The 13545-nt window shown below is 58.2% G+C and carries 14 protein-coding genes, 2 tRNA genes and 1 rRNA gene; 8 read left to right on the top strand and 9 right to left on the bottom strand.

Translation table 11 applies throughout. From position 1 onward, the window contains the following. Positions 1 to 34 precede the first annotated feature (34 nt). Complete coding sequence (locus EKL02_RS17395; protein ID WP_128903205.1) at positions 35 to 1840, top strand: M61 family metallopeptidase; 1806 nt, start codon at positions 35 to 37, stop codon at positions 1838 to 1840. Positions 1841 to 1852: 12 nt separating this feature from the next. Here the strand turns inward: EKL02_RS17395 and trpC are convergent, their stop codons facing one another. From trpC to rpe, 7 genes are all read right to left on the bottom strand, one after another. Then, positions 1853 to 2653, bottom strand: a complete 801-nt coding sequence (gene trpC / locus EKL02_RS17390; protein WP_128903204.1) for an indole-3-glycerol phosphate synthase TrpC — start codon at positions 2651 to 2653, stop codon at positions 1853 to 1855. A 35-nt stretch (positions 2654 to 2688) separates the two neighbouring features. Further along, positions 2689 to 3726 carry an anthranilate phosphoribosyltransferase gene (gene trpD, locus EKL02_RS17385; RefSeq protein WP_128903203.1) on the bottom strand — a complete coding sequence of 346 codons (1038 nt, stop codon included), beginning with the start codon at positions 3724 to 3726 and terminating at the stop codon, positions 2689 to 2691. Between the two features lie 122 nt (positions 3727 to 3848). Next, complete coding sequence (locus EKL02_RS17380) at positions 3849 to 4211, bottom strand: hypothetical protein (protein WP_128903202.1); 363 nt, start codon at positions 4209 to 4211, stop codon at positions 3849 to 3851. A gap of 1 nt (position 4212) precedes the next feature. Then, positions 4213 to 4776 (bottom strand): aminodeoxychorismate/anthranilate synthase component II, encoded by a 564-nt coding sequence (locus tag EKL02_RS17375; RefSeq protein WP_128903201.1) that lies wholly within the window; start codon positions 4774 to 4776, stop codon positions 4213 to 4215. Position 4777: 1 nt separating this feature from the next. Continuing rightward, positions 4778 to 6274, bottom strand: coding sequence for an anthranilate synthase component I (trpE, locus tag EKL02_RS17370; RefSeq protein WP_128903200.1), 1497 nt, complete (start codon positions 6272 to 6274; stop codon positions 4778 to 4780). Positions 6275 to 6481: 207 nt separating this feature from the next. Further along, entirely contained in the window at positions 6482 to 7174 is a 693-nt protein-coding gene (locus EKL02_RS17365; RefSeq protein ID WP_128903199.1) for a phosphoglycolate phosphatase, read from the bottom strand. Further along, a complete protein-coding gene (gene rpe, locus EKL02_RS17360) occupies positions 7171 to 7836 on the bottom strand; it encodes a ribulose-phosphate 3-epimerase (protein WP_128903198.1) in 666 nt (221 codons plus the stop codon). The genes EKL02_RS17365 and rpe overlap by 4 nt, the downstream gene beginning before the upstream one ends. A 163-nt stretch (positions 7837 to 7999) precedes the next feature. Between rpe and apaG the strand changes: the two genes are divergently transcribed. Then, entirely contained in the window at positions 8000 to 8374 is a 375-nt protein-coding gene (gene apaG, locus EKL02_RS17355) for a Co2+/Mg2+ efflux protein ApaG (RefSeq protein ID WP_128903197.1), read from the top strand. Here apaG and EKL02_RS18310 read toward each other — a convergent pair whose 3' ends face one another. Further along, a complete protein-coding gene (locus tag EKL02_RS18310; protein WP_164932062.1) occupies positions 8375 to 8518 on the bottom strand; it encodes a hypothetical protein in 144 nt (47 codons plus the stop codon). Between the two features lie 13 nt (positions 8519 to 8531). Between EKL02_RS18310 and EKL02_RS17350 the strand changes: the two genes are divergently transcribed. After that, a complete protein-coding gene (locus tag EKL02_RS17350) occupies positions 8532 to 9707 on the top strand; it encodes a murein transglycosylase A (protein WP_128903196.1) in 1176 nt (391 codons plus the stop codon). A 20-nt stretch (positions 9708 to 9727) separates the two neighbouring features. Here the strand turns inward: EKL02_RS17350 and EKL02_RS17345 are convergent, their stop codons facing one another. Beyond that, positions 9728 to 10126 carry a hemerythrin domain-containing protein gene (locus tag EKL02_RS17345; protein ID WP_128903195.1) on the bottom strand — a complete coding sequence of 133 codons (399 nt, stop codon included), beginning with the start codon at positions 10124 to 10126 and terminating at the stop codon, positions 9728 to 9730. Between the two features lie 240 nt (positions 10127 to 10366). Here EKL02_RS17345 and EKL02_RS17340 point away from each other — a divergent pair, with 240 nt between their 5' ends. The 5 genes from EKL02_RS17340 to EKL02_RS17320 all read left to right on the top strand — a co-directional run bounded on the left by EKL02_RS17340 (position 10367) and on the right by EKL02_RS17320 (position 13325). Further along, positions 10367 to 11143, top strand: coding sequence for an enoyl-CoA hydratase (locus EKL02_RS17340; protein ID WP_128903194.1), 777 nt, complete (start codon positions 10367 to 10369; stop codon positions 11141 to 11143). Positions 11144 to 11163: 20 nt separating this feature from the next. Next, positions 11164 to 11349, top strand: a complete 186-nt coding sequence (locus EKL02_RS17335; RefSeq protein WP_128903193.1) for a hypothetical protein — start codon at positions 11164 to 11166, stop codon at positions 11347 to 11349. A gap of 181 nt (positions 11350 to 11530) precedes the next feature. Beyond that, positions 11531 to 13061 (top strand): 16S ribosomal RNA (locus EKL02_RS17330). Positions 13062 to 13165: 104 nt separating this feature from the next. After that, positions 13166 to 13242, top strand: a tRNA-Ile gene (locus EKL02_RS17325). A 7-nt stretch (positions 13243 to 13249) separates the two neighbouring features. After that, positions 13250 to 13325: transfer RNA gene (locus EKL02_RS17320), tRNA-Ala, on the top strand. Positions 13326 to 13545 lie beyond the last annotated feature (220 nt).

Genomic DNA, 13545 nt, shown 5'->3' with positions numbered 1-13545 from the left:
CCGCGCCATGGCGTTTTTCATTGGGAACCCTGAAATGAAAAAAGCCATTCACTACACCATCGTGCCGAAAGACCTGGCCGGCCACCTGTTCGAAGTCACCCTGACGGTCGCCGCCCCTGATGCGGGGGGCCAAGTGTTTTCCCTGCCAGCGTGGATTCCCGGCAGTTACATGATCCGCGAGTTTGCCCGCAATATCGTGCAAATCCGCGCCGAAGCGCAGGGCGCTGCTGTCCTCCTGCAAAAACGCGACAAGCATACCTGGCAGGCGGCACCTTGCGCCGGCCCGCTGATATTGCATTATGAAGTCTATGCCTGGGACCTGTCGGTGCGCGCCGCCCACCTTGATCAAACCCACGGCTTTTTCAACGGCACCAGCGTGTTCCTGAGTGTGCATGACCAGGAACACCTGCCGCACGTAGTCGATATCCAGCGTCCGCAGGCCGAGGCATGCAGCAGCTGGCGCGTGGCGACCTCGCTGCCGGAATTGAAAGCCAAGCGCCATGGTTTCGGCACTTACGTGGCTGCCGACTATGACGAACTGATCGACCATCCGGTGGAAATGGGGGACTTTGCGCTGGCAACCTTCAAGGCGCATGGCGTGCCGCACGATATCGTCATCACCGGCCGCGTGCCGAATCTCGACTTGCCGCGCCTTGCCGCCGACCTCAAGAAAGTCTGCGAGGCGCAGATTGCCCTGTTCGAGCCGCAAAGCCGGCATGCGCCGATGCGCCGCTACGTCTTCATGACCCTGGCAGTGGGCGACGGTTACGGTGGGCTGGAGCATCGCGCCTCCACAGCATTGATTTGTTCGCGCGCCGACTTGCCGGTGCTGGGCAAAAAGGACATCAGCGATGGCTATCGCACCTATCTTGGCTTGTGCAGCCACGAATATTTTCATACATGGAACGTCAAGCGCATCAAGCCCGCGGTATTCGCGCCATACAACTTGCGCCTGGAAAACTACACCTCGCTGCTCTGGCTCTTCGAAGGCTTCACCAGCTATTACGACGACCTGATGCTGGTGCGGTCCGGCCTGATCGATGAAAAGGATTACTTCAAGCTGCTGGCCAAGACCATCAACGGCGTTGCGCGCGGTAGCGGCCGGACCAAGCAGAGCGTGGCGGAGTCGAGCTTCGATGCCTGGGTCAAGTATTACCGCCAGGACGAGAATGCCCCGAACGCGGTCGTCAGCTATTACACCAAGGGTTCGCTGATCGGACTGGCGCTGGATCTCACCATCCGCAGCCAGACCAGGGGCAAGAAATCCCTGGACGATGTGATGCGCGCATTGTGGCAGCGCTATGGCCGTGACTTTTATGGCGATGGACCCGACGCCGGTCGCGGCATCACCGAAGCGGCGGTCGAGGCGTTGGTTGACGAAGTCAGCGGCCTGTCACTCAGGCGCGCATTGCGGCGCTTCGTGAGCGGCACTGACGACTTGCCGCTGGCCAAGCTGCTGGCGCCCTTTGGCGTGACGCTGGTCGATGGCCGCAAGGACGCCAGGCCGGGGCTGGGGGTTCGCATCACGAAGGAGGGCAACGATTGCCGGCTAGCCAACGTGCATGAAGACAGCGTTGCGCATCGTGCGGGGTTGTCCGCCGGCGACGTGCTCGCAGCAATCGATGGCCTGCGTGTGACGGCATCCAACCTGGATACGCTGCTGGCCCGGTTGCGTGTCGGCGATACGGTTACCATCCACGCTTTCCGGCGCGATGAGCTGTTCAGCGTAGCGGCGACGCTTGCCGCCGATGACACGCCGCAGGCGAGCCTGACGATGGAGGCGAAGCCTGCCGCCGCGGCCCGTTTGCGCGCGGGCTGGCTGGGCCGCGGGAAGGTTTAAGCGGCTGGCGGATCAGGCGAACAGGCGGCCCAGTTCCAGCCCGGGGTTGGGCGCGCGCATGAATGCTTCGCCCACCAGGAAGGCATTGACGTTGGCGTCGCGCATGCGCTTGACATCGTCCGGGCCGAGAATGCCCGATTCGGTCACCACCAGCTTCTCTGGCGGAATGCGCGGCAGGAAATCGATCGTGGTCTGCAGTGACGTCTCGAAGGTGCGCAGATTGCGGTTATTAATGCCCAGCATGGCGGTCTTCAAACGCAGCGCTGCATTCAATTCATCGGCATCGTGCACTTCCACCAGTACGCCCATGCCCAATTCATGCGCACAGGCTTCCATCTCTGCCATCAGGCCATGGTCCAGCGCGGCGACGATCAGGAGAATGGCATCGGCGCCCAGGGCGCGTGCCTGGTAGACATGATAAGTGTCGATCAAAAAATCCTTGCGCATGGCGGGCAGCGCACAGGCCTTGCGCGCCTGCTGCAGGTAGGCAGGCTTACCATGGAAGAACTGTTCGTCGGTGAGCACCGACAGGCATGCCGCACCATGTTGCGCATAGCTTGCGGCGATTTCTGCCGGATCGAAATTGGCGCGCAGGATGCCTTTGGAAGGCGAGGCTTTTTTAACTTCGGAAATCACGGCTGCGCCGCCGGCAGCGATCTTGGCGCGCAGGGCTGCCTCGAAGCCGCGCAGGTCGGCGCGCAGTTCCGTGTTGCCTTCGACTTCGCGCCGCAGGCTGGCGAAGTCCTGGTATTTCTTGGCAGCGGCGACTTCGTCGGCCTTGACCGCCAGGATTTTGTTGAGAATATCGGACATAGTGAATTGAATTTCAAATAGGGAAGGAACGTGGCTTAAGCGGCGCGGCTCAGCGCTTGCGTGACTTTCACGAATTGCTCCATCTTTGCGCGCGCAGCGCCCGAGGCCAGCGCTTCCTGCGCCTTGGCCAGGCCCTCGGCGATCGAGGATGCCACACCCCCGGCATACAGGGCGGTGCCCGCGTTGATGGCGACGATGTCGCGCACCGCGCCCGGCTTGTTATCCAGCGCTTCAAGCATCTTTACTTTGGATTCAGCGGCGCTGGCGACTTTCAGGTTGCGGGTGGCGGCCATCTGCAGGCCGAAATCTTCCGGATGGATTTCATATTCGCGGATTTCGCCGTCGATCAGCTCGCCCACCATGGTGCCGGCACCCAGCGTCACTTCATCGAGGTTGTCCCGGCCCCACACCACCACGGCGCGCCTGGCGCCGAGGCGCTGCAGCACGCGCACCTGGATGCCGACCAGGTCCGGATGGAACACGCCCATCAGGATATTGGCGGCACCGGCGGGATTGGTCAGTGGCCCAAGGATATTGAAAATGGTGCGTACGCCCAGTTCCTTGCGCACCGGTGCCGCATGTTTCATGGCGGCGTGGTGGTTGGGCGCGAACATGAAGCCGATGCCCGACTGTTCGATCGATTTGGCCACCAGTTCCGGTTTCAGGTTGATCTGCGCCCCCAGTGCTTCCATGGCGTCGGCGCTGCCGGACGAGGAAGAGACGCTGCGCCCGCCATGCTTGGCGACCTGGCCCCCGGCAGCGGCGACCGCGAACAGCGCTGTCGTCGATATGTTGAAGGTATGCGCGCCATCGCCGCCGGTGCCGACAATATCCAGCAGCCTGTCCGGATTGGCGACCTCGACCTTGGTGGCGAACTCGCGCATCACCTGCGCGGCGGCAGCGATCTCGCCGATGGTTTCTTTCTTGACCCGAAGTCCCATGGTCAGCGCGGCGATCAACACTGGCGACACTTCGCCGCTCATGATCTGGCGGAACAGCGACAGCATCTCGTCATGGAAGATTTCGCGATGGTCGATACAGCGCGACAGGGCTTCTTGTGGTGTGATGGACATGAGAACTCCTGAATAAAATATTTCGATTAAATCATCCCTGCCACAACCGGCAGGCTTAGCCTGTCTGGTCGCCTGCCATGGGCTGATACCCGTCCGAAACAAGATCCGCTCAGGTCTTGCCCTTACTGCATGAGGCGCGACAGTTGCGCGCCGTGCGCCTCGTTCATGTCGGCGATGCAGGCATCGCGTTCCAGCGGTGTTTCCTGTTTGCGGCACAAGGAATTGCGTTCGCGCACATGGCGCGCTTCCAGTCGGCGGTAATCGTGCAGCAGCCCCTGGCTTTCTCCGCTCTGGGCTTTTGCACGTACGGCGGCACGCGTCGCCGCGCTCTGTTTGCGCAACTGGTTGGTCGAGTGCAACCGCGCGGTTTCGACACACAATTGCACCGCATCGTCTGTCTGTTTTTGCGCCTGGCAAGTCGCCAGCGTATCGGCACTGGCAACACCCGTGGCCAGCATCAAGACGCAGACAAGCAAGGCACGCATCTCAGGCTGTCAGAAAATTCTTCAACAGCGCGTGACCATGTTCCGACAGGATCGATTCCGGGTGAAATTGCACGCCTTCGATGGCGAATTCCTTGTGCCGCACGCCCATGATTTCGCCATCCTCGGTCCAGGCCGTCACTTCCAGGCAATCCGGCAGCGACGCGCGCTCGATGGCCAGGGAATGGTAGCGGATCACGGTAAAGGGATTGGGCAAGCCCTTGAAGACGCCGGCGCCGGTATGTTCGATGGCCGAGGTCTTGCCATGCATGACTTGCTTGGCACGCACCACCTTGCCGCCGAACGCCGCGCCGATGCTCTGATGCCCCAGGCACACGCCCAGGATCGGCAGCTTGCCGGCGAATCGCTGCAGAACCGGCACCGAAATGCCCGCTTCGTGCGGCGTGCAGGGACCGGGCGAAATGCAGATGCGCGCCGGATTCAGCTTCGTGATTTCGTCGAGGGTGATTTCATCGTTGCGATAGGTGCGCACATCCTCGCCCAGTTCGCCGAAATACTGCACCAGGTTATAGGTGAAGGAATCATAGTTGTCGATCATCAGCAGCATCTCAGTTTCCCCCATCCAGTCCGTCTTGCACCTGCTCGGCCGCGCGCAATACGGCGCGCGCCTTGTTCTCGGTTTCCTGCCATTCCATCTCGGGCACCGAATCGGCTACCACGCCGGCGGCCGCCTGCACGTAGAGCATGCCATCCTTGATGACGCCCGTGCGAATCGCAATGGCCAGGTCCATTTCGCCGCCGAACGACAGGTAGCCGCAGGCGCCGCCATAGATGCCGCGCTTGGTCGGCTCCAGTTCGTCGATCAATTCCATCGCCCGCACTTTCGGCGCGCCCGACAGGGTCCCGGCGGGGAAAGTGGCTTTCAGCACATCGAGGTTCGACATTTCGGGCTTCAGCGTGCCTTCGACATTCGAGACGATATGCTGCACATGCGAATATTTTTCGATCACGAACTTGTCGGTGACTTTCACACTGCCGATCTCGGCGATGCGGCCGATATCGTTGCGGGCCAGGTCGATCAGCATCACGTGTTCGGCGATTTCCTTCGGGTCGGCCAGTAATTCCCGCGCCAGTTGCTGGTCGTGTTCCGGCGTCGAGCCACGCGGGCGGGTTCCGGCCAGTGGCCGGATCGTGACCTTTTTCCGGCCATCCGGTGTGGCTTCGTTGCGCACCAGGATTTCCGGCGACGCGCCGACGATCTGCATGTCGCCGAAATTGTAGAAATACATGTAGGGCGAAGGATTCAGCGAGCGCAGCGCGCGGTACAGCGACAGCGGCGAATCCACATAGGGCTTGCGGATGCGCTGGCCGACCTGCACCTGCATCAGGTCGCCGGCCATGATGTATTCCTTGGCCTTGCCTACGGCAGCCAGGAAGTCCTTCTTGTCAAAGTCGCGGATCGACTCGGTACGCACCGATGCCGAAGTGACCGGCGCATCGACGGCGCGGCGCAGCATGGCGCGCAAGTCCTTCAGGCGCTGCTGCGCCTTGGTGTAGGCTTCCGGGCGCGACGGGTCGGCATATACGATCAGGTACAGCTTGCCCGACAGGTTGTCGATCACGGCCAGTTCTTCCGTGACCAGCAACTGGATCTCCGGCAGGCCAAGGTCATCCGGTGGCGCGCCGTTTTCCAGGCGCTTTTCGATATGGCGCACGGCATCGTAGCCAAAGTAGCCGGCCAGGCCGCCGCAAAAACGCGGCATGCCCGGGCTGACCGCCACCTTGTAGCGTGACTGGAATTGCGCGATGAATTCGAGCGGATTGCCTTCATGGTTTTCCACCACTTCATCATGGCGTACGACCTCGATGCGCTTGCCGAAGCTGCGCAGCAGGGTCGTGGCCGGCAAGCCGATGAAGGAATAGCGGCCGAAACGCTCGCCGCCGACCACCGATTCAAGCAGGAAGGAATTCTTCCCGGCGTGCTGCGGTTGCGCCAGCTTCAGGTAGAGCGTCAGCGGGGTTTCCAGGTCGGCAAAAGCCTCGGCAATCAAGGGAATGCGGTTATAGCCTTGCGTGGCCAGCGATTTGAATTCGAGTTCGGTCATAGTCCTCTCCAGGCGCTATTGTAAAGCGGACAGGCAATAGCGCGGAATTTGCATCAAAAAACGTTGCCAACCATACAAAATGGCGGGCGGCAGCAGGCCTAGCAGGCCCGGAATTGCCAGCGTCGCCATAGCCAGGCCTCAAAGGTGCCGGGCGATGCGATGTCACGTTTTTGAACGAGGAACATGCGGAAATTGATTATGTAGTATTCAGGCTGAAAGCAGATGCGCTGCTTCAAGCAACGAAGAAACTATACCATCCGAATCGATTTCATGTACAGCCTGACCATGATTGTATCCGTATGGCACGTTCAAGACCCGGCATCCCGCGGCGCGTGCCGCGATAGCATCGTTGGACGAATCGCCGATCGCAACCACTTGCGCCGGTGCCAGTGCGAAATCGCTGCAGACCTGCAGCAGCGGTTGCGGATCGGGTTTCTTTTTCGGGAAGGAGTCGCCGCCATAGACAATCTCGAAATACCCGCGCAAACCGGTTTTTTCCAGCAGGGGCAGGGCAAATGCCAGCGGCTTGTTGGTCACGCAAGCCAGGCGCAAACGCCTTTCCTGCATGGCTTTCAAGCCTTCATGCACTTCCGGATAAACGCTGCTGAAGTCGCCGTTGATGGCATGGTAATGGCGCTGATACGACGCCAGCGCCGCGTCGAAATGCCGCTCCACCCCGTCCTCCGCATAATCAACCGCCAGCACGCGGCGCATCAGGTTTTCTGTACCCTTGCCGACGAAATTCGTGATGGTATCGATATCCAGAGGTGCCAGTGACAGGTCGGCACGCATGCGATTGATGGCGACCAGGAAATCCGGCGCCGTATCCACCATCGTGCCGTCAAGGTCGATGATGGCAGCGCGGATGCCCGTCAGCAGCAGAGGATCGCGCGCGGTCATACGGCAGCCAGTTCGCCGCGCATGGCGTCGATAACCGCCTTGTAATCGGCCTTGCCGAAGATGGCGGAACCGGCCACGAAGGTATCGGCGCCGGCACGCGCAGCCTCTGCAATGTTCTCGACCTTGATGCCGCCATCGACTTCCAGCATGATGTCGCGGCCGGATTCATCGATCAGCCGGCGCACGGCGGCAATCTTGTTCAGGGCATGCGGAATGAAGGATTGGCCGCCAAAGCCCGGATTGACCGACATGATCAGGATAATGTCGAGCTTGTCCATGACATGGTCGAGGTAGTGCAGCGGCGTGCCCGGATTGAACACCAACCCAGCCTTGCACCCCTGGTCGCGGATCAGCTGCAGGCTGCGGTCGAGATGCTCCGAGGCTTCCGGATGGAAAGTGATGATGTTGGCGCCCGCCTTGGCGAAGTCGGGAATGATGCGGTCCACCGGCTTGACCATCAGGTGCACGTCGATCGGTACGTCCACGTGGGGGCGGATCGCCTGGCAGACCAGCGGGCCGACGGTCAGGTTCGGCACATAGTGGTTATCCATGACATCGAAATGGATGATGTCGGCGCCGGCGGCGACAACGTTCCTGACTTCCTCGCCCAGACGGGCAAAGTCGGCTGACAGGATGCTGGGAGCAATACGGTAATTGGGCATGGTTATGATCTTCCGGAGAATCCGCTATTTTACCGCCGAGCTTGCGATAATTCCTTGCATCATGGCGGAATTTGGTGTGCAATCGTCCATTGGATTTGCATGATTTGCATCGCAAACCCGCCGAACTTGCTAGAAGTGCATGAGGCGGACAACCGAGGAATGTATGGCAGCTTATGAAATGACGGTGTCGGTGCGCACGCGTTACCTGGAAGACCAGTCCGAGCCCGACCATTTGAAATATGTGTTCGCCTATGCGATCACGATCAAGAATACCGGCACGGTGGCAGCCCAGCTGATTTCCCGTCACTGGACCATCACCGACGCTACCAACCACATCGAGGAAGTGCGCGGTCTTGGCGTCGTTGGCCAGCAGCCCTTGCTGCCACCCGGCGAGCAATTCGAGTACACCAGCGGCGCCACCCTCAAGACGCCGCAGGGTTCCATGGTGGGTGAATACTTTTGCGTTGCCGAAGACGGCGAGCAATTCACCGTCAAGATTCCCGAATTTGTTTTATCCTTGCCGCGGACTTTGCACTGATCAGGACTCCGGGTCTTTCGGCGCTGCCTGATCTTCCCGGCTTTGCGCGGGAGGCGGTGGCTTTTGCCCCGAAGGCAGCGTCCACCATACGATAAATACCAGCAAAAACAAGGCTACCCCAGCCTCCAGCAGCAACAGCCACATCGTTTAACCCATCATGAAGAATAATCGCCTCAGTTTACTCGTATCCGCGTTTTGCGTCGCCTTCGGCATGCTGGCCTGTACCACCGTCCCGCCCGAAACGCGTCCGGTACCACCGGAGCCGGTCAAGCCGGCGCCCGCCGAAACCCTGAAACCCGTTGCTTTCGCCGATTTGCCCGGCTGGCAGGAGGATGACTTGCGTGCCGCCTGGCCTGCGCTGCTGAGCTCGTGCCAGGTCCTGATAAAAAAGCCGGACTGGAAAGAGCCGTGTGAAATCGCCCGCACGGTCAATGCGACCGAGACCCGGGCCATGCGCACGTTCCTGGAAAGTTTCTTCGTGCCGCATCGGGTTGCCAACGCCGATGGCAGCGAAGAGGGGCTGGTGACGGGATATTACGAACCCCTGCTGCGCGGCGCCCGCAAACGTGGCGGCCCGTACCAGACCCCCTTGCATGGTGTGCCGGACGATTTGCTGGTGATTGACATGGCCACACTCTATCCCGAACTGAAAAACATGCGCCTGCGCGGCAAGCTGGCCGGTCGCAAGGTCGTGCCGTACCCATCGCGCGGCGACATGGAACAAGCCAATGCATTGGCCGGCAAGGAACTGGTCTGGGTGGATGATCCAGTCGAAGCTTTCTTCATGCAGGTGCAGGGTTCTGGCCGCATCGAACTGACTGACAGCAAGGAAACCGTGCGCCTGGCCTATGCCGAACAAAACGGTCATCCCTACAAGTCAATTGGCCGCTATCTGGTCGACAAGGGGGAAATGACCCTTGCGCAAGCCTCGGCGCAGAGCATCAAGGCCTGGGTCGCGGCAAACCCTGCGCGGCGTCAGGAAGTGCTGAATGCGAATCCCAGCTATGTTTTCTTTAGAGAAGAAAAACTGCCTGATCCGCAACTGGGGCCGAAAGGCTCCCAGGGCGTGCCCCTGACTTCCCAGCGTTCGATCGCGGTAGATCCGCAATTCATTCCCATGGGCGCGCCGGTATTTTTGTCGACTACCCAACCCAATTCTGCGCGGCCGCTGCAGCGTCTGATGCTGGCGCAGGATACGGGAGGGGCGATCCGGGGCGCAGTGCGCGCGGATTTTTTCTGGGGATTTGGTCATGCCGCAGGGGAGAGCGCGGGAAAAATGAAGCAGCCCGGCCGCATGTGGGTATTGCTGCCGAAACTGCCGGCTGTGAAATGACAGGCCCCGGTATAGCAACGCTAGATTGCAAGCGTTGTTATGCGTAACTGCCGGGAGAGTGCGCTATCCATGGTGGAACCATGCAAGATCAACCATTCAGGGAGCAATTTTTCCACGATGTTGCGACCGAACTGCGTATCGCCTTTGTTGATGTGCGATTGGCCATGATAGAGCGTCCTCAGCAGCTGAGCATGTTGCTCACGGTGATGCGGCAATTCGGGAAAGCTTATTTCTTCCATCCACTGTTCTTCGGCACGGAAGACCCGCTCTACTTTGCGTAAAAGCAGGTTATATCCTTCGTGAAACTCTCTATCGACCGCCGTCGATAAGTGCAGGAGCACTTTTACGGCATCTTGATGCAGGGCGTCCATGTAAGTGGCACCCGATGAAATTTTTGACAGCCAGAATTGGAGTGGCATGGATCGCAGGATGGTGTGAGCTAAAGTTTAGGGATGTAGGGCAAGTAATGGTGTTTGAGCCAGGGAGTGTCATTACGTTCACTGTTCATCTACTGATGTTAAAAGTTTGGCAAGAGTCGTGATTTGCGAGGTCGCAAACCAATGCGTCGCTTTCTGTCGGCGAGATGCTGAAAATTCGATTCGTGTGGCACAACGGTCTACAATTTCATAATTCAAATTTTGTTAATCAATGGGGGACTAATGGAATACGCCAATATTCTTGTGGAAGTGCAGGGACGCGTCGGCTTGATTCGCTTGAACCGGCCGAAAGCGCTGAATGCACTGAATGACGACTTGATGGATGAGCTGGGCGCAGCCTTGCAGGCGTTCGACGCCGATGATGCAATCGGCTGCATCGTCCTGACTGGCAGCGAGAAGGCATTCGCCGCCGGCGCCGACATTGGCGCCATGGCCAATTACAGTTACATGGATGCGTATAAGGGGGATTACATCACCCGCAACTGGGAAGCCATCCGCAGCATCCGCAAGCCCGTGATCGCGGCAGTGGCTGGATTTGCCCTGGGTGGTGGTTGCGAGCTGGCGATGATGTGCGATTTCATCATCGCCGCTGACAATGCAAAATTTGGTCAGCCGGAAATCAAGCTGGGCATCATTCCGGGTGCAGGCGGCACTCAGCGCCTGCCGCGCGCCGTCTCCAAGGCCAAGGCCATGGACATGTGCCTCACCGCCCGCATGATGGACGCAGCCGAAGCAGAGCGCGCAGGTCTCGTATCGCGCATCGTCGCGCCAGAAAAACTGCTGGAAGAAGCGATGGGAGCAGCCGCGGTCATCGCTGGCATGTCGTTGCCGATCGTCATGATGGCCAAGGAATCGGTCAACCGTGCATACGAAACCACCCTGGCAGAAGGCGTGCAATTCGAGCGGCGCCTGTTCCATGCAACGTTTGCTACGGACGACCAGAAAGAGGGGATGAAAGCTTTTATTGAAAAACGTCCCCCCACATTCGTCAATAAGTAGTACACTAGCGGGCTCGGCGCATGAACTGTAAAGAACATGCGCCGGAAGGTGGTCTCAGACAAATTTTTCAAAATAGCAATGCTGAAAAAGATGTTGACGAAACAGAGACTGTCCTTCATAATCTCGTTTCTCTGCTGCTGACGAACACAACGATTCGCAGCGACGCTGATAACACGGCGGAGCAGAACAAGTTCTTTAAAAATTAACAGCCGATAAGTGTGGGCGCTTGATGGAGTGCACTGCCGGGTTCGCCTGGCAGATGACTTAAAAAATATCAAGTGCTCACAAGTAAAGAAAATAGGTAAGTTCGCAAGAACTTAATCTGTCAGTATTTTGAGTGAGCGACGATCCTTCGGGATCTGCCAGAAATGGCAAGTAACAGAGATTAAACTGAAGAGTTTGATCCTGGCTCAGATTGAACGCTGGCGGCATGCCTTACACATGCAAGTCGAACGGCAGCACGGGGGCAACCCTGGTGGCGAGTGGCGAACGGGTGAGTAATATATCGGAACGTGCCCTGGAGTGGGGGATAACGTAGCGAAAGTTACGCTAATACCGCATACGATCTAAGGATGAAAGTGGGGGATCGCAAGACCTCATGCTCGTGGAGCGGCCGATATCTGATTAGCTAGTTGGTAGGGTAAAAGCCTACCAAGGCGACGATCAGTAGCTGGTCTGAGAGGACGACCAGCCACACTGGAACTGAGACACGGTCCAGACTCCTACGGGAGGCAGCAGTGGGGAATTTTGGACAATGGGCGCAAGCCTGATCCAGCAATGCCGCGTGAGTGAAGAAGGCCTTCGGGTTGTAAAGCTCTTTTGTCAGGGAAGAAACGGTGCGGGCTAATATCCTGTGCTAATGACGGTACCTGAAGAATAAGCACCGGCTAACTACGTGCCAGCAGCCGCGGTAATACGTAGGGTGCAAGCGTTAATCGGAATTACTGGGCGTAAAGCGTGCGCAGGCGGTTGTGTAAGTTTGTCGTGAAATCCCCGGGCTCAACCTGGGAATTGCGATGAAGACTGCACGGCTAGAGTGTGTCAGAGGGGGGTAGAATTCCACGTGTAGCAGTGAAATGCGTAGATATGTGGAGGAACACCGATGGCGAAGGCAGCCCCCTGGGATAACACTGACGCTCATGCACGAAAGCGTGGGGAGCAAACAGGATTAGATACCCTGGTAGTCCACGCCCTAAACGATGTCAACTAGTTGTCGGGTCTTAATTGACTTGGTAACGCAGCTAACGCGTGAAGTTGACCGCCTGGGGAGTACGGTCGCAAGATTAAAACTCAAAGGAATTGACGGGGACCCGCACAAGCGGTGGATGATGTGGATTAATTCGATGCAACGCGAAAAACCTTACCTACCCTTGACATGTACGGAACCCTGCTGAGAGGCGGGGGTGCTCGAAAGAGAACCGTAACACAGGTGCTGCATGGCTGTCGTCAGCTCGTGTCGTGAGATGTTGGGTTAAGTCCCGCAACGAGCGCAACCCTTGTCATTAGTTGCTACGAAAGGGCACTCTAATGAGACTGCCGGTGACAAACCGGAGGAAGGTGGGGATGACGTCAAGTCCTCATGGCCCTTATGGGTAGGGCTTCACACGTCATACAATGGTACATACAGAGGGCCGCCAACCCGCGAGGGGGAGCTAATCCCAGAAAGTGTATCGTAGTCCGGATTGGAGTCTGCAACTCGACTCCATGAAGTTGGAATCGCTAGTAATCGCGGATCAGCATGTCGCGGTGAATACGTTCCCGGGTCTTGTACACACCGCCCGTCACACCATGGGAGCGGGTTCTGCCAGAAGTAGTTAGCTTAACCGCAAGGAGGGCGATTACCACGGCAGGGTTCGTGACTGGGGTGAAGTCGTAACAAGGTAGCCGTATCGGAAGGTGCGGCTGGATCACCTCCTTTCTAGAGTTTGCACGCAAGTCAAGTGTCCACACTTATCGGTCTGTTATTTAAAGAGAACAGAAAACAGTGCATCCGAAGTTGATGCGATTGAGGTCTGATCAAGCGGGTCTGTAGCTCAGCTGGTTAGAGCACCGTGTTGATAACGCGGGGGTCGTTGGTTCGAGCCCAACCAGACCCACCAGGATTACGGGGGTTTAGCTCAGCTGGGAGAGCACCTGCTTTGCAAGCAGGGGGTCGTCGGTTCGATCCCGTCAACCTCCACCAGTTTCAAAGGTCAAACCACAGTCAGTCGTGCAAGTAGCGATGGGACTATGGTTTGGTTTTTAAGAGACCATTGGCTGTTTTGTTCTTTAACAATCTGGAAGAAGTAATAGTAAAGAAATTTATCAGTACAAGTTTGTACGCAAGTATGAATGAGTGCTGGTGGGTTGTGATTGTATCAATCATCAAGTATGAAAGTGTTCTGGCCATAAAAAGCGAGAAT

Source organism: Janthinobacterium sp. 17J80-10, from assembly GCF_004114795.1.
GTDB lineage: Bacteria > Pseudomonadota > Gammaproteobacteria > Burkholderiales > Burkholderiaceae_D > Paucimonas.
The sequence above is the reverse complement of the archived record's forward strand: the minus strand, read 5'-3'. Positions and strand labels throughout refer to the sequence as shown.